Raw genomic sequence first — 21,107 nt, 5'->3', positions numbered from 1 at the left:
TCAGCCCCTTTCCTTATCGCGTTGGAGGAGCTCGTCGACGACCTCGGGTCCGATGACGTCCCGGTACTTCTCGTACTCGGAGGGCACGACCATGTCCTTGAACGACTGTCGCTGTTTCTTCGTCGGAATGACGATCTCCGTGTTGCCGGTCTCTTCGATGGTCTTCTTGGACTCGGCGTTGACCTTCTGGGCTTCCTTGCGGTTGAACTCGGAAGCCTCATCGGCGGATTCGTCGACGACGGCCTGCAGGTCATCCGGCAGTTCGTCATACCAGCGTTTGTTCACGGTGAGGATGTAGCCGATGTACCCATGATCGAGTTCGGTCACGTACTTCTGGACCGTGTGCATGTTCTGGGATTGGATGTTCGAGTAGGTGTTCTCACCACCGTCGATGAGCCCCTGCTGCAGTCCGTTGTAGACCTCGGCGAAGGCCAGCGGAGAGGGGATTCCACCCCAGGTCTCAAACTGGGTGCGCAGCACATCGGAGGGTTGGATCCGGTACTTCTTGCCCTTCATGTCCTTGGGCGACAAGGTGGGGTTGTTCGAGTGGATCTGCTTCATTCCCGAGTCCCACAGGCCCAACACCTTGACCCCATTGGCCTCGAGGTCGGGGTTGGCGTAGATCGCCTTGCCGATTTCGGTGTCGGGGCTGACGATGTCCGGGATCTCATCGGGTTCGTCGAAGATGAACGGCAGGTCAAGGACCTGCAGGCTCGGTGCGATCGTGGTGAACTTGGCGCTCGCCGGGGCGAGCATCTGCACGGCATTGGACTGCAGAGCCTGCATCTCGTCCTTGTCGCCGTAGAGCTCCGAGTTCGGGAACACTTCGACCTCGATGCGGCCCTCGGACTTCTCTTCGATCTTCTTCGCGAAGTAGTCGGCGGCAAGTCCCTTCGGCGTACCTGTCGACGTCACATGGGCAAAGCGCAGTTCGAACTTCTCGTGCTTGCCGCTGCGCGCGGGATTGCAGCCGCTCAGAGCGAGCAGGCAGATCGACAGGCAGGCAACCAGCGGTTTCCACCCGGGTCGTCGTATCGACGTCATCGTCAGCTCCAGTAATTGAGACCAGTGTCGTGTCAGTCTCCGAGCTTGATGACCGTAGACGTCGCAGTCTGCTGCAGTGTGCACGACAACGTGCGCACGTGACCCGGTCAACCACTCTCAGAGCCAAACGATCTTGAGCTTAGACGAGAATCAGGCGATTTCCAATATTATCTCTCAAAGAATGCATTATTGATTGAGATGTGGGAATAGCGCGGTCGATGGATGCGGGGAATGGGGGAGTGGGGTTGCTCAGTCTGCGTCGAAGTCGAAGGGGTCTGCGATCGGTTCACCCGTCGTCGACTCGGCCAAGCGCAGGAACCCGTTGGTGATGTGATCGCCGAGGTGGGTCGCCGCAGCGTCCGGATCGATCCGTTTCACGGCATCGACGATTGCCTGGTGTTCACTGTGGACCTCATTGAGTCGGTCCGAACTGTCGAGAGTGAGATCCCAGGGGAAGGCCCGCCACCTGGTGGCGATGTCATCGCGTAGGGCAGGCAGCCCGCAGCGATCGTAGAAGAAGAAGTGGAACTCCTCATTGTGGGTGTTGCGTCCCATCGCATCGCCCTTGTCGCTGGCGACGTCAAGGGCTTCGAGGAGCTTCTCGGCTTGTCGCAGCTCATGCCGGGAGATCCTAGTTGTGGCGCGGGCGATCGCGAAGGTCTCGGTCAGTCTGCGGGTGATGAAGAGTGATTTGAGACGCTCGACGTCAACGCCGGCAACGCGCACTCCACGATGGGCCTCGGAGGAGACGAGTCCTTCGGATTCGAGGATGCGCAGGGCCTCGCGGACAGGGGTGATGGAGGCCTTGAACCATTCAGCGACCTCGTCCTGGCGCAGGCGCTCACCGCGCTCGAGCTCACGGCCAAGGATCTTCCGGCGCAGGCCGAGGACGATCTTGTCCCGCTTCGTCGATGCCGATTCCTGATCCACTCCACAGCCTTCCGTTGCCGTTCGTTGCCTATCGTTGATGATCTGTACTCAGTGAAGTGTATCCCGGCAGTGGGTTTGTGGATGAATAATGCATCATTCGTGGGATGATGTATTATGTCGGGGAAAGCTTAAAAAATCTCGTTGTGGAGGCCCCTTGCACGCTGAACTTCCCTTGTCCGGGATCACCGTCATCAGTTGCGAGCAGGCTGTGGCAGCGCCCTTCGCCTCCAGGCAGCTCGCTGATCTGGGTGCTCGTGTGATCAAGATCGAACGCCCCGGAACCGGGGACTTCGCTCGCGGCTATGACACCACGGTCAACGGAATGGCGAGCCACTTCGTGTGGCTCAACCGCAACAAGGAGAGCCTGAGCCTCGACCTCAAGCACCCGCAGGGCAAAGCGATCCTCAAGGACCTCGTCGCCGAGGCCGACGTGTTCATCCAGAACTTCGCCCCCGGCGCGGCCGAGCGACTGGGCTTTGGTGCCGAAGAGCTGCGCGGCATGAACGATCGACTCATCTACGCCTCGATCTCCGGATACGGACCAGACGGACCGTATAAGGACGCGAAGGCATACGATGCACTTGTGCAGGCCGAGGCAGGTTTGGTCTCCGTGACAGGGACCGAAGATCAACCCGCGAAGACGGGAATCTCAACGGCGGACATCTCCGCCGGCATGTACACGTACTCCGGAATACTGACCGCCCTGTTCAATCGTGAGAAGACAGGCGAAGGCGCCACCTTGCAGATCAGTCTCTTCGACTCCCTTGTCGAATGGATGGGCTACCCCCTCTACTTCACCCACGGCAGCGGCACCCGCCCCACGAGGGCAGGAACCTCGCATGCTGCCATCGCCCCCTACGGGGCCTTCACCTGCGGTGACGGCACCCAGATCATGCTCGCAATTCAGAATGAGCGCGAATGGAAGAGCTTCGCCACCCAGGTTCTGGGCCGTGACGACATGGTCACCGACGAACGCTTCGACCGGGCAGCCCACCGCTACGCCCACCGCGACGAACTCCAGACAATCATCGAAGGTGTCTTCGCTGACTTCACCGGCGCGCAGTGCGACGAGCTCCTCGAAACCGCCAAGGTCGCACACTCGCGGCAGCGGGACATGACCGAGATCGCCGACCACCCCCAGCTGGTCGAACGCGAGCGCTGGCAGGACGTCGGTTCCCCGGTCGGGCCGATCCCGATGCTTCTGCCACCGGTCGAAATGTCCGGGGTCGAACCTCGAATGGACCCGATTCCTGGAGTCGGAGACCATACGGAGTCCATCCTCGGCGGCCTGGGATTCAGTCCCACGCAGGTCGCCGAACTCCATCGTGAAGGAGCCATCTGATCACCATGTCCGATCAATCCACGGCCTCAACTCCTGCCTTCGCGTACACCTCTCTTCTGCCCACTGACGGTGACGGCCCGGCCATGCGTCGTCTCGACATCGACGGTGTCGCGACGGTCCACGCCGAGGTGGCCGACCAGTCCAGATCTTTCCTGCAGGTCGCGCCCTCAACGCTGACCGGCCTCGCCGAGGTGGCCTTCACAGAGGTCTCGCACTACCTGCGCACCGACCACCTGGCCAGCCTGCGCGCCATCATCGACGATCCGGAGGCCAGCGCCAACGACGTCTTCGTCGCCCTCGACCTGCTGCAGAACGCTTCGGTCTCAGCCGGGGAGATCCTGCCGATGTGCCAAGACACCGGCACCGCGATAGTCTCCGCCAAACGCGGACCCAATGTGCTCACCGATGGTGACGATGCGAGGCACCTCTCAGCCGGCATCCACAAGGCGTACGAAGAACTCAACCTTCGCTACTCACAGTTGGCCCCGGTCAGCCTCTTCGAGGAGAAGAACACGGGCACCAACCTGCCCGCACAGATCGAAGTGGGCCTCAGCCCGGACGATGACTATGAGCTGCTGTTCATGGCCAAGGGCGGGGGAAGCGCGAACAAGTCCTTCCTCTACCAGGAGACGAAGGCCGTGCTCAACGAGTCATCGATGCTCGACTTCCTCGCCGAGAAGATCTCGACCCTCGGCACCGCAGCCTGCCCGCCATACCACCTCGCAGTGGTCATCGGCGGCCCCTCAGCGGAGTTCACGCTCAAGACCGCGAAGCTTGCCAGCGCCCACTACCTCGATGACCTGCCGACGGCCGGTGACGGGACACTGGGCCACGGATTCCGCGATACGGACTTCGAAGACACCGTGTTCAAGCTGACGCAGACACTCGGGTTCGGCGCCCAGTTCGGGGGTAAGTACTTCTGCCACGACGTGCGCGTCGTCAGGCTCCCACGCCACAACGGGTCGCTGCCGATCGCCATCGCTGTGAGCTGCTCGGCCGACCGGCAAATCGTCGCCCGGATCAATGCCGAGGGTGTCTTCATCGAAGAGCTCGAGCACGATCCGGCACGGTTCCTGCCGTCTATGGGTCGGGTCGAGGAGATCGAATCGGGCAATGTCACCGAGGTGGACCTCGACCGTCCCATGCCCGAGCTTCAGTCACAGCTGAGCCAACTGGCCGTCGGCGACAGGCTTTCGCTGTCGGGCACCGTGATCGTGGCCCGCGATATCGTCCACGCGAATCTGCGACAGCGACTGGGCGAGGGCGGCGAACTTCCCGACTACTTCAAGGACCACCCGATCTACTATGCGGGACCGGCCAAGACTCCCGAAGGAATGCCCTCGGGATCGTTCGGGCCGACCACCGCTTCACGGATGGACACCTACGTGCGCGAGTTCCAGGAAGCCGGCGGGTCGATGATCATGTTGGCCAAGGGCAACCGCTCCAAGCAGGTCAAGGACTCCTGCGCGGAATTCGGTGGCTTCTACCTCGGCTCCATTGGCGGGCCCGCGGCACGTCTGGCCCAGGACTGCATCACCGAAGTCGAAGTCCTCGACATGGAAGACCTCGGGATGGAAGCAGTCTGGAGGATCACAGTTGAGGACTTCCCAGCCTTCATCATCACCGACGACAAGGGCAACGACTTCTTCGACGCCACGGGGCCCGACACCACGATCGGACTCGGGCGGACGAGAACAGCCAAGGACGGCGCCCGGCTGGACTGAACCGGTCACGAACCACCACGAACACGGCCACGTCGGGCCACCTCGGCGAGGCAGACAATCACAACTTCAGCAGCAGAGGAAAAGGAATTCGAGATGGCAGTCAGCAGTGAAGAGCAGATGATGATCGATACGGTCGCCGAGTTCATCGACCACGACGTCAAACCCCACGTCAACAGGGTCGAGCACGCCGACGAATACCCGCAAGCGTGGATCCAGACCATGAAGGACATGGGCATCTACGGACTCGCGATCGACGAGCCCTGGGGCGACGGCAAGGTCTCGACCGAGGCCTATGCGCTCATCACGCAGGAACTGGCTCGTGGGTGGATGTCCTTGGCCGGTGCCATGGGCGGGCACACTGTCGTAGCCAAACTCATCGCCGAATACGGCACGAGCGAGCAGGAGGACAAGTACCTGCCGCGTATGGCCACCGGTGAACTGCGCGCGACCATGGCCCTGACCGAACCCGGCGGTGGCTCCGACCTGCAGGCCATGCGCACGGCCGCGGCCAAGGACGGCGAGGACTACGTCATCAACGGGTCGAAGACCTGGATCACCAATGCCCGCAAGTCCGATCTCATCGCACTGCTGTGCAAGACCGACACGAGTGCCGAGCCCAGGCATAAGGGCATTTCGATCATCCTTGTCGAGAAGGGCGAGGGTTTCACGGTGTCGAAGAATCTCTCGAAGCTCGGTTACAAGGGTGTCGAAACCTGCGAACTCGTGTTCGAGAACCTGCGTCAGCCGCAGTCCCAGCTGCTCGGCTCGGTCGAGGGCGTGGGCTTCAAGCAGATGATGAAGGGCCTGGAGATCGGCCGTATCCAGGTCGCGTCACGCTCGCTCGGCGTGGCCCAGGCTGCGCTCAACGACGCAGTGAAGTACTCGCAGGAACGCGAGTCCATGGGCAAGCCGATTTGGCGTCACCAGGCCGTGGGCAATCAGTTGGCGAAGATGGCCACGAAGCTCGAGGCTGCCCGGCAGCTCGTCCTCCACGCGGCTCGCATCTATGACTCGGGTGAGCGCGTGGACATGGAGGCCGGCATGGCCAAGTACTACGCCTCAGAGATGGCCGCCGAGGTGGCCCTTGACGCCATCCGTGTCCATGGCGGTTACGGATATTCCACGGAATACGACGTCGAGCGTTACTACCGTGACGCCCCGCTGATGATCGTCGGCGAGGGCACCAACGAAATCCAGCTGAACGTCATCGCCAAGCAGCTCATCGGCCGCAATAAGGCCTGAGGCAGATCAGCTCAGGGAAACGAGGGAGACGCACCATGACGCACAAGCCCAGGCCACGTCCGGACACCCCGCACTTCATGACCGACGAACGGTTGGAGATCCAGGCGCTCGCCCGCGAGTTCGCCCACGACGTCGTCTTGCCCTTGGCCAACGAACTCGACCCGATCGAGGGACAGTTCCCTGACTGGTTCGTGTCTCAGATGGCCGACATGGGGTTCTTCGGCATTTTGATCCCCGAGGAATACGGTGGTCTCGGCCTTGGCGTCTTCGAGTACTGCCTCGTGGCCGAAGAACTCTCCAGAGCCTGGATGTCCGTCGGCGGTCTTCTGGCCCGTGGCAATGGCATGGGCGGTGGCTTCTCACCCGAACAGGAAGCCCGGCTGCTGCCGAAGGTCGCGACCGGCGAATACCTCGGCGCCTTCGCCCTGTCCGAGGCAGAGGCTGGGTCGGACGTCGCGAACATTCGCTGCAAGGCCACTCGTGCCGATGACGGCGGCTGGGTCATCAACGGCACGAAAATGTGGTGCACGTTTGCTGACCAGGCTGACTATTTGATTCTCTTCGCCCGCACCTCCACCGATGAGACCAAGCGCCACCGTGGGATCTCGGCATTCTTGGTCGAGAAGAACCGCGGTGAATTCCCCGAGGGCATGTCCGGCACTGCTGTGAAGAAGATCGGGTACTTCGGATGGAAGACCTGGGATCTGGCCTTCGACGACTTCCACCTGCCAGCGGATGCGTTGTTGGGTGAAGAGGACAAGGGCTTCTACCAAGCAGTCTCCGGACTCGAAGTCGGACGGGCACATACCGCGGCTCGGTCGATCGGTCTGGCACAGGCCGCACTAGAGGACTCGATCGCGTACTTGAAGCAGCGGGTCCAGTTCGGCCATCCTTTGGCCGACTTCCAGCACCTGCGGTTCAAGGTCGCTGACATGGCTGCCCAGATCGAAGCCAGTCGGGCTCTGATGTATCACGTGTGCACAGAGATCGATTCGGGTCGCCGGTGTGACAAGGAGGCGGCGATGGTGAAGTATCTGGCTGCTGAGATGGCGGAGAAGGTCACTTCAGAGGCAGTGCAGATCCATGGTGGTGCCGGATACACGAAAGACTTTGCCGTCGAACGCCACTGGCGAGACGCGAGGTTGACGAAGATCTTCGAGGGGTCGTCTGAGATCCAGATGCGCATCATCTCCGATGAACTGTTAGGACGTTGACATGACTGAGATCAATCTGCAGGACTGGGTCGGTCGATCCACCACCGAAGAAGACATTGCTTCGGGCGTCAATGCCTCGCGCCTGGCCACACTGCTGGAACAGGATGGACGCTCTTCGGCCGGACCGGTGACTCTGTTCCCGCTGGGACATTGGCTGCACTTCGCCGAGGACGACGTCCCGATGAGCGAGCTGGGAACAGACGGTCACGTGAAGCTCGGCGGATTCATGCCCCCAGTAGAACTGCCTCGGCGCATGTGGGCCGGCAGCAAGCTGCAGTTCCACGCACCGATTCTCGCCGGGCAGAAGCTGTTGCGGACAACGACTATCGAATCGATCACGGAGAAGACCGGCGGCAGCGGTTCCCTCTGCTTCGTCGTGCTGTGCCACGAGGTCTCCGCCGATGGCAACCTCGCGACGACGGATCGGCACACGATCGTCTACCGGGAAGCCACGTCGGCGCCCGAAGGATCCGCTGCGGCTCCACCGCGAGGCGATTCACCTGCACCCGAAGGGTGGGGCTGGGTGCGCTCGGTGCGACCCAACGAGGTCACGCTCTTCCGCTACTCAGCTCTGACATTCAACTCCCACCGGATCCACTACGACCACCCGTATGTGACGGGCGTCGAAGGCTACCCGGGACTCGTCACCCACGGCCCGCTCACCGCCACGCTTCTGCTGGATGCGTTCATGAGGAACCACCCCGAGGCGACCGTCGCCACGTACGACTTCCGCGCGAAGTCACCCCTGTTCGCGAACGAGCAGATCCACCTCGTCGGGCGCAGCACCGGAGCGAACACCCACGAACTCGAAGCCATCGGACCTGACGGTCAGACAGCGATCGCGGCAACAGTGACGACCACGGAAAGCTGAGGAGCACCCATGTCAGAGCCACGACTGGCACCACTGACCGGACTGAAAGTCGTCGAGATCTCCGCCTTCATCGCAGCACCTCTGGGCGCGATGACCCTGGCACAGCTGGGTGCCGACGTCATCCGCATCGACCCGATCGGCGGCAACATCGACGCCAACCGGTGGCCGATCAGCGATGACGGGACGTCGATCTATTGGTCGAGCCTGAACAAGGGCAAGCGCTCGGTCACCCTCGATCTCAATTCCGAAGAGGGACAGAAGATCGCGACCGACCTCATCGCCGAGGCGGGCACGCTGATCACGAATCTGCCCGCCCGTGGGTGGCTAAGCTACGAGAATCTCGTCCAGCACCGCGAGGATCTGGTCATGCTGCGGCTCAACGGGTCCCATGATGGGAAGCCGGCCGTGGATTACACGATCAACGCGGCCAGCGGCTTCCCGATTATCACCGGCGATGACGAGCGTCCCGTCAACAATGCTCTGCCGGCCTGGGACGTCGCCGCGGGGCTCTATATTGCGAACGGGATCATGGCTGCTGAGCTGGATCGTCGGTCCTCGGGGAAGGGGCAGGAGATCACCCTCGCCCTGTCTGACGTTATGCTCGCGACTGTCGGCAACCTTGGCTACATCGCCGAGGTGCAGGCGACCGGGAAGTCGCGTGGGCCGTTGGGCAATGGACTCTATGGTGCCTATGGGCAATCGTTTAAGACCTCGGATGGTCGCGAGATCATGGTTGCCGTCATCTCGAACAAGCACTGGCGCGGGCTGGGTACCGCGACGGGGCTGAGCGGGAAGCTCGAGATGATCGGGCCGATGTTGGACGTCGATCTGTCCACAGAAGGTGGGCGCTTCGAGGCTCGCGAGGCTATCGACGCTGTGGTGCGTCCGTGGTTCGCTGCGCACACTGCCGCCGAGGCTGCAGAGGCGTTGAGCGGCGCGGGTGTCCTGCAGGGGGAGTTCCAGACTTTCGAGGAGCTCGTGAATAACGACCCGTGGTGCTCGCTGGAGAACCCGCTGTTCAGCGAGATCGATCAGTCGGGAGTCGGGACTGTGCTGGCGCCACGGGTGCCGTTGGCGTTCTCAGGGTCGCCTGCTGGGGCGGCTGTTCCGGCTCCGCAGCTCGGTGGGGATACTGAGGCTGTGTTGGCGGAGGTGCTTGACTTCCATAAAAGTGACCAGACGATGTAACGGGAAGTTGGCTTTGGCAAACGGCAGGTGTTACATAAGAGCTGAAATCAAAACATGGGGACTACTGCGCCAGACTGTCCCCGATGCGTGGCTCGACAGCTTCGAAGCCGTGGTCCACTTCTCAATGTGCGATCTAATTCACATGGTCCGAGCTCTTTCTTAGCCGCGGATGGCCCGCAATGAATGCAAATACTAATCAATTGTTATTTGGCAGAATAGTGGTCCAGTCGGACGAGTAATCCATATCGTCTAATGCTGTTTCTATGCTCACAGGGGGCGGGTTCATTATCCGGAATCGACGCGCACTATTTGGAACACGGGAGTGAACTGTGAACTGAGACCCGTGAAACTGCCATGTGAAACAGGTTTTTCCGGAAATGCGGTCGATTGCTTCAAGGTTCCGCTTAGCGTTATATCGCCATTCGTACTGGCTAACATCATATCGGTGAAGCGGTTCTTCAAAAAGCGAATATGACAGCATATCTTTGCTGCGAATCAAGACAGCAGTACGGTTGGGCCAGTACTCATTTTCGGCCAGATCAATTCTACCGTTCCAAATTTTTAGTACTGCTTCTCCCGTCTTCTGAATGTCAGAGTGAAGGTCCGTGATCCCCAGGGAATAATCTGGAGAGTTGCGGCCAGAAATAAGTCGTATTCTATCTGCGCCAATAGCACCAGCCTTTTTTGCTGTTTTTACGGTTTTAACTGACCATCCAACCTGTTTTGATACTACGTCAACCAGGCCGAGGGGGCGGGCCAAATGCTTTCCGGTAATTGCATTGGCCCAGATGTCGCCCCAGTCGTCGCCGTTTATGTCACGTCTACCAAAAGAAAGTAGTCCTGTAATTTGTCTGGCTATGGAATAGATTACAGAGTCTGGAATCTGATTTATGCGGAAAGGCTCGCGACGGGTTTGTCCTCCATCGCGAAGTCGTGGTTCTCTGTCGTCCATGTGTCGAGATTTGCCTTTCTGGCTTGTTCCATCCTATTTGCTACAGCTCTCACCATGTTAACAGAAACGGAGTTTCCGGATTGCCGGCGAACTTCTCCATGCGATACTACAATTGGCAGATAGTCGGGGAATCCTTGTAGCCGCAACAATTCTCTGGATGTTGGTCGCCGAACTCCATTGACTACGAGGTAATTGTATGATGCCCCTGTCCGCAGCGCGCAGGAGTAGTTCAATACTGATACGTTGCCAGACTTGTTCTCGTGCCAAATGCTGGGATAGAAGAGCTTCTTTCCTTGAACGCGCTCTATCCTGCGATTTTTTATATAGTCACTAACATAATGCTTTTCGTCAACATCTTCGTCAGGCTCAAGTATTTCACTCAGATCGTAGGGGTCATGATTATTCGGCCATTCAAATGATTTGGCCGTGGAGGAGTCAAGGAACCCAACAATAATAATTCGTTCGCGCTTCTGGGGCAGCCCAAAATCGAGTGCGTTTAAAATCTTCCAGTCAACACTGTATCCAATATCTTCCAGGACGGAAATAATTACTTTTAGTGTACGCCCCTTGTCGTGTCCTCGTAGTTGCTTGACGTTTTCTAAAAGTATCATCTTTGGTCGATGGTATCTAAGGATCTTTTCGATCTCAAAGAACATGGTTCCACGGGTGTCGGCAAACCCGGCTTGCTTTCCCATAATTGAAAAGGTTTGACATGGAAATCCCGCCAATAGCAGGTCGTGACTTGGGATTGAAGACGGCGTGAACTGAGTAATATCTCCAGATGGGCGTTCGCCGAACCATGCCTCGTATGTATCGCATGCAGCTGAGTCCCATTCGGACGAAAATACGCATTCGTGTCCGAGCTCATCGAATGGAAGGCGAATTCCTCCGATTCCGGCAAATAAATCAATGAATTTCATTGGAATTCGTTCTCCATTCGGGGTATCTGCCGATGCTTTGCTTTTCATTAAGGCGTTCAACCATGCCAAAAGCCCGCATCCAATTTAGCCGAAATCGTATTTGCCAATCGGATTTCCAACTAATATCGTACTCGTCATCCATTGCTTCAGCAAGCTTTGAGATAGTCATTTGGTTCTTGGTTAGCAATTGTTCTATTTCGGAAATTGCACTGAGGTTATCTCGTAGTGCCTTTTGCACTGGTTCGTCCGCATTGGTGAGCAGATAATGTTGGCCTATTTCGCTAGGTGTAAATTTCCCGTTAGATGTCTTTTCTAGCAACCCCATTCCAGAGAGGTAATTGCGCAGCTTCATTGCTGATGTGCGTGATTTTGCGAGTCCATTTTCGACCAGTGCTTCAAGTGCATCTTCATTCGTTTCCCGGTCTTGATACGTCTTTAAGATTTCACGGAGTGTTTTGGGGTAGCCGGACCAGTGCCCGAGGAGGGGCCAGCATGAAAGACTCCGACGGTGTTCGCTCATGTAGATCATACTAGCGCTATGGATAGCCTGGTCCAAGCAGACGGCGGTTGTATATTGCCCGTTTGGGTTGGTCTCCACTAGTGGATGTGATTCGGCAATGTGCGCCAACGTCGAGATTTGATCGTTCATTTGTCGGGCTTGGTTCCTCTGTGAGGGTCAATGTGTTTACTGTGGCATCCTTTCAGTCGGGTCTGACACCAGTTTTTGCGTCTTTCGGGGCGGGGTCTTCAGTAGATCTTCTGAACACATCGAATGTGGCGTGGCTGCCGCGCCGCTTGTGACCAACCCGGACTTATGCTTCTATTTTCGGTTCGCTTCGCTCAGGACGATGGTGTTCGGTTCCGCCTTCCTGAGATTCGGGTAGTGGACTGTGCTTCTTGGCATATTGGTGGGGCGGATATGAATTCTGTTTGTTCTGCCATCTGAAAATCAGACAGTGACCATCTAGAACGACTGTTGGAACTCGCGAGCGAGCGTTACTAGGCTCAAAATGTCATAGCCGCACGCTCTCAACGCTCGATGCACGGTGTTGGTACGCACGCGAAAACTGCTCGTCAGAGCACCCAACATGCCGAGGAAGTCATGTCCGAATCCCAGACAGTCGATGCCACTGGTGCTGCCGAAAATTCCGGCAACGCTCAGCCAGCAGGCCCAAAGGTGAAGCAGCCGATCGGGCTTTTCACCCTCTCGTCCATCGAGATGTGGGAGCGCTTCAGCTTCTACGGACTCCAAGTCATCCTCGCCTATTACATCTATTACTCTGCAGGCGACGGCGGACTGGGGCTGACTGAGGCCGAGGCGCTGGCAATCGCCGGTGCCTACGGTGGCGTCGTCTACCTCGGCCAACCCGTCGGAGCCTGGTTCGCTGACCGCTTGGTGCCAGCGCGAACAATGGTTATGGCCGGTGGAGTCATCATCATGGCCGGCCACATCAGCCTTGCTGTGCTTCCAGGAATCACCGGACTTCTCACCGGGCTGGCGCTCATCACCATCGGTACCGGTGCCCTGGCTCCCAACACCCACGCAATGGTTGGTCGGCTCTACAAAGAACAGTCACCTCGGCGGGATTCAGGGTATGCGATCTTCTACACCGGCATCCTCATTGGTGCACTCTTCGGCCCGCTGGCAACTGGATACCTGCAGGTCGAATTGGGATTCCACTACGGCTTCGGAGCCGCCGCAGTCGGTATGGCCATTGGACTCATCACCTACTTTCTCGGCCGAAACACGGTCCCTACCGAATCAAGGATTGTGCCCAACCCAGTGAGTTCGGCTGGCAGATTGAAAGCCGCGGGCTTCGGCATCGCCGTCGTTGCCGCCGTCGCGGTGCTCATGAGCACCGGAATAATGTCGACCGGCAACCTCAACAACTACGTGCTCGGGACAATACTCGTCGTCTCCGTCGTCTACTTCGTCGTCATGCTCCGGTCGAAGAAGGTCACCGCCGACGAGCGGCTGAAGGTCAAAGGGTTCATTCCACTCTTCATTACCGGCGCAATCTTCTGGACCATGATTCTCCAGCTCTTCACCACCTTCGCCGTCTACGCCGACACTCGCGTCAACCTCAACATCGGCAGCTACTCGATGCCCGCAGCCTACATCAGCACCTTCGAAGTCGTCGCGGGCATCATTGCCGGGCCGATCATCGCCGCCTATGGACAGAAGCTCGCAGTCCGAACCAACCGCAAGGTTCCCAGCACGACCTCGAAACTCGCTCTGGGTTTCGTCCTCATGACGCTGACTTTCGGACTCTTCGCCGTATTCCCGCTGCTCTTCACCGGCCGGATTCCTCTCATCCCAGTCATCATCGGCATGATCGTCATGGGAATCACCGAAGTCATGTACGCCCCGATCGGCATGTCTGTGGCCTCTCAGCTGTCCCCAGTCGCCTTTAACTCGCAGATGATGGCCTTGTGGGGACTGACCGCCGCTGCTGGTGCCAGCCTCTCCGGCTTCATGGGCCAGCTGTACTCCGGAACCAACGAGGTCGGATTCTTTACCCTCATGACCGTGATCAGCTTGCTCACCGCTGCATTCCTCTACGGACTCCGCGGGCCGCTGCGCCGCCTGGGCGTCGCTTAACTGCCCACCCTTCTCAACTTTCCTCACCATTAAGGAGTGACCCATGCCGATTGCCGACAGCGTCTTTCGAGGCGGAACCATCCACACCATGGATCCTACGACGCCGTCGACAGATGCCGTCGCCGTTCACGACGGGACGATCATCGCCGTCGGTGAGACCGACTGCGCAGCAGTGACCGGCACCATCACCGAGGTGGTCGACCTGGACGGTCGCACCCTCATCCCTGGTTTCCATGACGCGCACGCCCACCCAGTTCTCGGCGGGCTGGGCATGGTCGACTGCAACCTTGATGACATCCACGGCTACCAGCCATACCTCGACCGCATCGCAGAATACGCCGCCGAACATCCAGGCGATGACTGGGTGCTCGGGTCCGGCTGGTACGGCGATGTGTTCACCGATGGCTTCCCTCATCGCAGTGATCTCGACTCCGTCATCAGCGACCGTCCCGCCTCGATCACCAGCCACGATGCCCACGGCACCTGGGTCAACACCCGCGCCCTCGCGGTCGCCGGAATCACCCGCGACACACCTGACCCTGATGGAGGACGCATCGTCAAGGATTCCGAGGGAAACCCGACGGGTCTGTTGTTCGAAACGGCAGCGGAACTCGTGACGGGATTGTTCCCGGCGAGCACCTCGGCGGATGTGGAACGGGCACTGCTCAACTCGCAGGAGTACTTCCATTCGCTTGGCATCGTCGGCTGGCAGGACGCCGGCGTCGGAGTCCTCACCGGTTCACCGGTGGACACCTTTCACCCGTATGTCTCGATTGCCGAGGGCGGCGGATTCGCCAGCAAGGTCACGGCCGCACTGTGGTGGGACCGTGCTGTGCCCTATGCCCAGCAGATCGAGACCATCAAGGAACGACGAGCCGCGATCCAGGGAATCGACGGCAACCGACGCCGAGGTGGTCTGCAGGCCACGGTCGTCAAGATTATGCTCGACGGGGTCTGTGAGAACCTCACCGGCGCCCTCAAGCGCTCCTACCGCGGTCATGATCATGAACACGGTCTTCTCATGTTCGAGGCCGAAGAGCTCAACGAAATCGTCCGCGGTCTCGAATCCAATGACTTCGACGTCCACATCCATGCCGTGGGCGACAACGCCCTCAAACTCGCCGTCGATGCACTCACCCAGAACGGAGGACCCTCGCCGGAGCGCCGCCACCAGGTCGCCCACCTCGACATCGCCGACCCGGCCGAGCTGGCACGGATGGCCGAGGCCGGCATCATCGCCAATGTGCAGCCGCTGTGGGCCAGGCGTGACTCGGTGCTCGTCGACACGAAACTGCCGCTGCTGCACGAGGATCAGCAATCCCATCACTTCATCTTCGCCTCGATGAGGGACGCAGGAGTCCGACTCTCCTTCGGCAGTGATTGGCCGGTCTCGAGCCCCGATCCGATCTGGGGAATGCATGTGGCAGTCAATCGCACGGCTCCGCACCACGACCCTCATGGCCAAGATTATGTGGCGCAGAATGAGCCGCTACTTGGTGATGAGAAGATCACTGTCGCCGAGGCGCTGCGTGCTTACACGCTCGATGCAGCATATGCCAATGGCTACGACGATGTCTCTGGACGCATCACGGTGGGCAAATCAGCGGACTTCGCGATTCTTGATCGTGATCTGTTCGAGGTTGAGCCGGGGGATCTTGGCGACATCCTGGTGGAGACATCGGTGTCTGCGGGAGTGGTCGTTTACCAGCGGTCTTGAACAGCAGCTGGGGCCGAGTCTTGGCCTGAATCTTGTCCGACACCGCGTTACGGCTAGCCTCGAGCACATTGATCCTCTCTCGACGGCACGATGGATCGCTGCAATAAGTACCCGACGAATACTTGGCGTTCTGGCCGGTCACATGGGAGACCTCAAATTAATGGAGTCTGGCGGACTGGAAGTGCGAACTAGCCAAACATGACAGCATGGTTCCCGCTTCATCTCACATACTGTGAACCCATGACTGAAGCCATGGCAATCATCGTCCAGACAGTTAGTCGTTGTTGCGGCAGCCGGTGTCGTTGTGGCGCTCTGGATGGGCATCATTGATCGCAGAGCAGCTGACAAGCGGGCGCGAAATGACCGCCTCGCTGCCGACATTCGCGCCGATCGAGACCGCCATGAAGCGAGAATACTCGCTGACCACCACTTCCGACTGGACATGCTGGTGCGTCTTGCAAGAAACGTAAATGATCCTGAGCACACCGACGGAAAAGTAGGCAGCCAGCTTGCAGCCGAACGCGCAGCACTTATCCACGTGCTCGGCCCCTCCGGGCTCGAGCTGACCTGGGATACTTACGTGGGCCCAACGATTGATGAATCAAGAACAATAGCCAACAACGATAGCGTGGCTGACCATAGACGTTGTCAGAACGAGGTTGCCGTGCGGATTAGCGATGAGATCGCTGCGTGGAGGTCCAGCTCAGGCCTTAACCAGACCTAGGGGTGGTACCGCGCCCTGAAAATAATGGGTACCGTGCTTGAGAGCACCGCTACAGCTCTAGCGCTGCACGGCAATGTAGTTCAACCACGTGCGAGGGCAAAGAGACAACGATGTTCTCAGTCTGCTTCTCAAGAATGAGGTCGCTGCTGTTCTCGAAGGGTTCTGGTCCCGCAGAACGGGTATCCACTCGGTAGTAGGGCGATGAACGCCGAGGGGGTCCGACAAAGCGCTTCGTCGGACCGCCTCTGCGGTGTTGAGTTCAGGTCTGTGTCAGTGCATGAACTGCATGACCGTGAGCATCGTGGCCATGCCGAGGGACTCGAACATCAAGATCGGGCGCTTGCGTGCGAGCGCCTGCACCGTGCAGAGAGCGAGCAGCAGCACTACGACGATCACGCTCAACGTGATGACACCACTGACGAACGAGCCGTCGAAAGTGCTCCCGTGGTGCTGATGAGCGGAGTGCGCACCAGCGCCCGAAGCAGCGGCATGTGCCCCGTGGTTGAGAACCTGCCAGGCCATGATCGGGTAGGCCGCTGCGGACAGGATTGCGGACGTTCTTCCCAAGCGGGGGAACGGGCGGACCTTGTGCCATTCGGTCGGGCGTTCCAGTGACGATGACGCGGCCGTGCTGTCCATGGAATTGTGAGCGGGGGAGTGCGCGACATTGGCGCCGACAAGAACTTTCTCCGGCACGGCAGTAATTGCTCGTGCTGTCGATTCTTCCTTGAACCTCGACCCAAGCCTCACTGCCACACACAGTCCGACGAGGAGCAGAAGTCCCGACCAGAGGACGGTTGGCAGAGTGCTGACGAAGGCCAGGTCCACCATGGCCAGCAACATCACCGATGATGCAGTGATCGCCAGGCGACTCCGCGAATTGAAGGCCCCGATGACACAGGGAACTGCAGCGACGACCATGAGGATCGATGCGATGGGACTCATGCGGGGCTCGCCCTCCTTCGGGCATTGGTCGTCCGTGTTTGCCTACAGACGACCAGGTATTTGTGAGAGTACCGGAAAGGGCGGTGTTCGAGCACTCAGTCTCGAACACCGCCCCTAGTTGTGAAGGTTCAGCCGCACTCGCAGGAACTGCCGCCTTCCGAGCTGCAGTGTCCCGACTTGGGTCGGGGCACGTCGAGTGCGGGATTCTGGTCGAAGAAGCCATAGGGCTTCATCGAGAATCCGAGGCGGTCGACGGGCATGATCGGCCAGTCCTCGGGGCGCGGGAAGTGAGTCATCGCGAACGAGGGCCAGATGACGATGTCGTCACCGTCGACCGGACGCTGCTGCTGGACCCACTGGGTGATGGTGCCCTGACCTGGGTTCTGGTTCGGGTAGGTCCCGGATGGGAAGCGCTCGTTCTCGTCGAACTGAGTCAGCCACACGTGCTTCGACCCGAATCCGGCTCGCTTCGAGATCGACGAGCCCTCGGCCGCCATCATCGTCGGCTCGTCGGGCATGTGCAGCTGGTAGCCGACGGGGAACCCGTGACGGTTCTGCTTCTCCGGATTGATGACGTGCCAGACTCGACCGGCCTCACCGTTGGCGAGCCTGCCGCCCTCCTCGGTGAGTCGAGTCTGCTTGCGGGTGAACGCATTGCCATACGGGTTGTCGTCACCGAAGGGAACACGGACGACTTCCTGCTCGTCGACCGCATTTTCGATGCCGTCGACCTGCATGTCGAGGCGCGCGCAGAACATGTGCTGGTGGAAGGGCATGCCCAGGCCTTCGTCGCCGAGTGGTGATGACCAGCGCTGACGCTGAGCCTCATCCCCGTAGGCCGCGGTGTAGACGATGCCGGTGGCCTTGCACTCGAGTTCGATCGTGCCGTCGAGGTAGAGATACCAGTAGAAGCCGTAGTCGTAGTTGCCGACGGTGATGAAGAAGGAGATGACGATGCGACGGTTGCGGCGCACATCGGCGGCTCCGGTGAACTCATCGGTGTGCTTGAACAGGATGCCCGCATCCTCTTCGTGGATGCAGATGGCGTTCTTGATGGTGTGGGCGTGGCCCTGTTCGTCGGCGAGCACGGCATCGGAGTACTGGATCTCGCCGAGGCAGTCGCAGCCGAGTTCGAGCGAGTTCGCGCTCTTGCCCATCGAGTACTCACCGGCGTCGAAGTAGTTCTGCCAGAAACGCACGGGGCTCGGGTCGCCGTAGGGAACGACCATCTCCGCAACGGAGGCGCGGTAGACGATGGGACGCTGCCGGCCGTTGTCATCGAAGCCGATCTGGTGGAGGACGAGTCCCTCGACCGGATCGAAGCCGAGGCGAACCTGCCACTTCTCCCACGTCAGCACGTCGCCGTCGAAGGAGAAGCTCACGCCTTCGGGCTGCGAGATCTCGATCGGCTTCTGCGTGGTGCGAGGTTCGGGCAGCCACGAGTCGAGGTGGTAGTCGAAGCGTTCCTTAGGTACTGGGACGATGTCGGTGTCGATGACGTCGATGACCTCGCCGGTGTTGAGATCGAGGTAGGCGACGAGTCCCTCGAGCGGGTGCGCCCACGCGTTGTCCTGTGGGTCGGACTGGATGAAGGAGGAACCGCGCACGAGACGTCGGCCCTCTTCGCCGGGAATGTCGAAGCGGCCGGCCGAGAGGGCACAGATGCGCACGGTCTCGATGTCGGTGATGCCGCGAGCCTCGACCGCTGCGCGGAAGGTCGCGTCGTTGCGGATCAGCTGCTCGGCCGATTCGTATTCGGTCATCGTGATCGGGGCCTGGCCCTCGTTCGCGATGTCGAGCACGCGGGCGAGGAGAACCTTGCGCTCGGTCAGGGACACGAGGACCTCGGTCTGTTCGCCGCTGCCGCGCTCGATGAGCAGGGAGCGTACACGACGATCGAGGTCCGTGGCTCCGGCGATCACGTCACGCTTATCGGGTTCGACGAGGCTGACCAGAGCGAACAGTGTCTGCTCGCTGACGTGGCCCGCGTCGACGATGATGGCGCGGTTGAGTTCGATCTCCTCGTCGGTCAGACGGTCGAGGGGATGTGAAGTGGTCGACGCGGTTGACGTCGTCGAGGTGGTCGTGGTCATTTCGTTCAGACACCTTCCGGGGTTGTGAGTGGCTTGTCGAGGTTGTTGTCGAGACTGGCTTGCAGTGTCTCAGGGTCAAGGGCGGGCCGGTATGCGCGGATCTTCGCGCCGCGGACATAGCCGACGATCGCGAGGGCGGCGAGGACGATGAGAGTGCCGAGTGTGAGCGCGGTGAATGGGCCCTGGTCGACACCCCATTCGTCGAGGAAGTCATAGTCGAGACCGAAGAGGCGATCGAGAGTGCCAGGGAAGATGGCGACCCAGGATCCCAGCAGCACCCAGAGGAAGGCGAGGCCGCCGAGGATGGTGAAACCGACATTGCTCACGGGCACCCGGAACGGGCGCTCGATGTCCGGGTGCTTCCACCGGAGTTTGATGGCCGCCGGGATGATGAGCAGGTAGCTGAGCAGGAACGTCGAGATGGAGATTGAGAGGACGACTCCGAAGAGTGCCCCGGCGTCACCGCTGAGTTGCATGGCCGCGATGAGGAAGACGGTAGCCACCGTGCCGGAGAGCAGATTGACGTTGACCGGAGTGCCGAGGCCGCGCGAGATCTTGCCGAAGAACCCTCCGAAGAAGGCGCCGTCGGCGGCAGTGAGTGCCTGCATACGGTCGCTCATGATCATCCAAGCAGCACCTTGTGAAGCGAGGATGATGACGAAGAGCAGAGCTGCGATGACGACCATCAGTTCGGCGGCGGGGCCGTAGACGCTGAACACGGTCTGCACTGCGTCGAGGAGGCCGCCGATGCCGGTGATGGTCGTGGTCGGCAGCACAAGCAGCATGGCGAGGACCGGCAGGAGATAGCAGAGAGCCGAGATGAAACCCGAGCGTGCGATTGCGGCCGGTATGTCCTTCTTCGGGTCCTTCATCTCATCCGATGCGCTGTTCGAAGCCTCGAAGCCGAGGTAGGAGAAGAGCAGCAGCGGAACGAGGCCGAGGAACCCGCTGAGGCTGGGGCTGAAGTCGGCGAGGTGCAGCGGCTGGACGCCATTCTCGAACGCATAGATGATCGTGGTGAGCAGGAAGAAGGCGATGAAGATGACCTTGAGGGCGCCGCCGAGAGTGGGCAGCCACTTGGCTTTTGAGAGCGAGACGATTGCCGCGAGCACGGTGATCCAGATGAAGACGATCTTGAAGATCCAGTCGGCAACGGACCCTGACTCGAGCGGGCTGATGAACTGGTTCCAGGTTCCGGTGGCCAAGAACGCCATCGAACCGCCGACCCATACGGGCTGGGTGACCCAGCTGAGGATGGATGCGATTGCGCCGGCGGGTCGGCCGAAGGCTTGGCGGACCCACAGGTAGGCGCCGCCCTCACCGACGAACGAGCTGCCGGTCTCGGCGAACACGAGGGCGTAGGGCACGAGGAAGAAGATGGCGAGGACGAGGGTCCAGGTGAAAGTCTCTGCGCCGAATCCTGCGGTCTCGGCGAGGACTTCGATGCTGAGCACGGCCGACATGACGATGAGCACGATGTCGAAACGGCCGAGTGTCTTCTTCAGATGCTGTTTCTGCTCGTCCGCGTATGCGGTGGTCTGTTCGTGTGAAGACACCATCCACCTCCTTGTGAGTGGGCGTCCATTTGATTCTTTGGGC

General features: G+C 59.9%; 17 protein-coding genes. 8 read left to right on the top strand and 9 right to left on the bottom strand.

What is annotated here, in order from left to right; translation table 11 throughout:
• Both JFC13_RS11410 and JFC13_RS19895 read right to left on the bottom strand, forming a co-directional pair.
• Positions 1-1,044 carry a TRAP transporter substrate-binding protein gene (locus tag JFC13_RS11410; protein WP_198397198.1) on the bottom strand — a complete coding sequence of 348 codons (1,044 nt, stop codon included), beginning with the start codon at positions 1,042-1,044 and terminating at the stop codon, positions 1-3.
• 249 nt (positions 1,045-1,293) lie between these two features.
• Positions 1,294-1,974, bottom strand: coding sequence for a GntR family transcriptional regulator (locus tag JFC13_RS19895; RefSeq protein ID WP_198397197.1), 681 nt, complete (start codon positions 1,972-1,974; stop codon positions 1,294-1,296).
• Positions 1,975-2,128: 154 nt separating this feature from the next.
• Between JFC13_RS19895 and JFC13_RS11400 the strand changes: the two genes are divergently transcribed.
• The 6 genes from JFC13_RS11400 to JFC13_RS11375 all read left to right on the top strand — a co-directional run bounded on the left by JFC13_RS11400 (position 2,129) and on the right by JFC13_RS11375 (position 9,555).
• On the top strand, positions 2,129-3,316 hold the full coding sequence (locus JFC13_RS11400; protein WP_198397196.1) for a CaiB/BaiF CoA transferase family protein: 1,188 nt from the start codon (positions 2,129-2,131) through the stop codon (positions 3,314-3,316).
• Positions 3,317-3,321: 5 nt separating this feature from the next.
• Positions 3,322-5,040: a FumA C-terminus/TtdB family hydratase beta subunit gene (locus JFC13_RS11395; protein ID WP_198397195.1), complete on the top strand. Its 1,719-nt coding sequence runs from the start codon at positions 3,322-3,324 to the stop codon at positions 5,038-5,040.
• Between the two features lie 93 nt (positions 5,041-5,133).
• Positions 5,134-6,282 (top strand): acyl-CoA dehydrogenase family protein, encoded by a 1,149-nt coding sequence (locus JFC13_RS11390; protein WP_198397194.1) that lies wholly within the window; start codon positions 5,134-5,136, stop codon positions 6,280-6,282.
• Positions 6,283-6,317: 35 nt separating this feature from the next.
• Entirely contained in the window at positions 6,318-7,496 is a 1,179-nt protein-coding gene (locus JFC13_RS11385) for an acyl-CoA dehydrogenase family protein (RefSeq protein WP_232488527.1), read from the top strand.
• Position 7,497: 1 nt separating this feature from the next.
• Positions 7,498-8,367 (top strand): FAS1-like dehydratase domain-containing protein, encoded by an 870-nt coding sequence (locus tag JFC13_RS11380; protein ID WP_198397193.1) that lies wholly within the window; start codon positions 7,498-7,500, stop codon positions 8,365-8,367.
• A 9-nt stretch (positions 8,368-8,376) separates the two neighbouring features.
• Entirely contained in the window at positions 8,377-9,555 is a 1,179-nt protein-coding gene (locus tag JFC13_RS11375; RefSeq protein ID WP_198397192.1) for a CoA transferase, read from the top strand.
• 196 nt (positions 9,556-9,751) lie between these two features.
• Here JFC13_RS11375 and JFC13_RS11370 read toward each other — a convergent pair whose 3' ends face one another.
• Genes JFC13_RS11370 through JFC13_RS11360 form a run of 3 tightly spaced genes read right to left on the bottom strand, consistent with a single transcriptional unit; the run spans position 9,752 to position 11,947 of the window.
• Positions 9,752-10,507: a hypothetical protein gene (locus tag JFC13_RS11370; RefSeq protein WP_198397191.1), complete on the bottom strand. Its 756-nt coding sequence runs from the start codon at positions 10,505-10,507 to the stop codon at positions 9,752-9,754.
• The gene (gene dcm, locus JFC13_RS11365; protein WP_198397190.1) at positions 10,444-11,427 is read right to left on the bottom strand and encodes a DNA (cytosine-5-)-methyltransferase; all 984 of its coding nucleotides are present in this window, start codon (positions 11,425-11,427) and stop codon (positions 10,444-10,446) included. The genes JFC13_RS11370 and dcm overlap by 64 nt, the downstream gene beginning before the upstream one ends.
• Positions 11,414-11,947 (bottom strand): hypothetical protein, encoded by a 534-nt coding sequence (locus JFC13_RS11360; RefSeq protein WP_198397189.1) that lies wholly within the window; start codon positions 11,945-11,947, stop codon positions 11,414-11,416. The genes dcm and JFC13_RS11360 overlap by 14 nt, the downstream gene beginning before the upstream one ends.
• 582 nt (positions 11,948-12,529) lie before the next feature.
• Here JFC13_RS11360 and JFC13_RS11355 point away from each other — a divergent pair.
• Both JFC13_RS11355 and JFC13_RS11350 read left to right on the top strand, forming a co-directional pair.
• Positions 12,530-14,029 (top strand): peptide MFS transporter, encoded by a 1,500-nt coding sequence (locus JFC13_RS11355; protein ID WP_198397188.1) that lies wholly within the window; start codon positions 12,530-12,532, stop codon positions 14,027-14,029.
• A gap of 43 nt (positions 14,030-14,072) precedes the next feature.
• Positions 14,073-15,746: an amidohydrolase gene (locus tag JFC13_RS11350; protein WP_198397187.1), complete on the top strand. Its 1,674-nt coding sequence runs from the start codon at positions 14,073-14,075 to the stop codon at positions 15,744-15,746.
• Positions 15,747-16,020: 274 nt separating this feature from the next.
• Here the strand turns inward: JFC13_RS11350 and JFC13_RS11345 are convergent, their stop codons facing one another.
• The 4 genes from JFC13_RS11345 to JFC13_RS11330 form a co-directional block, all read right to left on the bottom strand.
• Positions 16,021-16,284, bottom strand: coding sequence for a hypothetical protein (locus JFC13_RS11345; protein WP_198397186.1), 264 nt, complete (start codon positions 16,282-16,284; stop codon positions 16,021-16,023).
• A 456-nt stretch (positions 16,285-16,740) separates the two neighbouring features.
• Positions 16,741-17,415, bottom strand: coding sequence for a hypothetical protein (locus tag JFC13_RS11340; RefSeq protein ID WP_198397185.1), 675 nt, complete (start codon positions 17,413-17,415; stop codon positions 16,741-16,743).
• 128 nt (positions 17,416-17,543) lie between these two features.
• Positions 17,544-19,508 (bottom strand): primary-amine oxidase, encoded by a 1,965-nt coding sequence (locus JFC13_RS11335; RefSeq protein WP_198397184.1) that lies wholly within the window; start codon positions 19,506-19,508, stop codon positions 17,544-17,546.
• Between the two features lie 5 nt (positions 19,509-19,513).
• On the bottom strand, positions 19,514-21,067 hold the full coding sequence (locus JFC13_RS11330; RefSeq protein WP_198397183.1) for an APC family permease: 1,554 nt from the start codon (positions 21,065-21,067) through the stop codon (positions 19,514-19,516).
• Positions 21,068-21,107 lie beyond the last annotated feature (40 nt).

The organism is Brevibacterium antiquum, assembly GCF_016107655.1.
Classification (GTDB): Bacteria; Actinomycetota; Actinomycetes; order Actinomycetales; family Brevibacteriaceae; genus Brevibacterium; species Brevibacterium antiquum.
The sequence above is the reverse complement of the archived record's forward strand: the minus strand, read 5'-3'. Positions and strand labels throughout refer to the sequence as shown.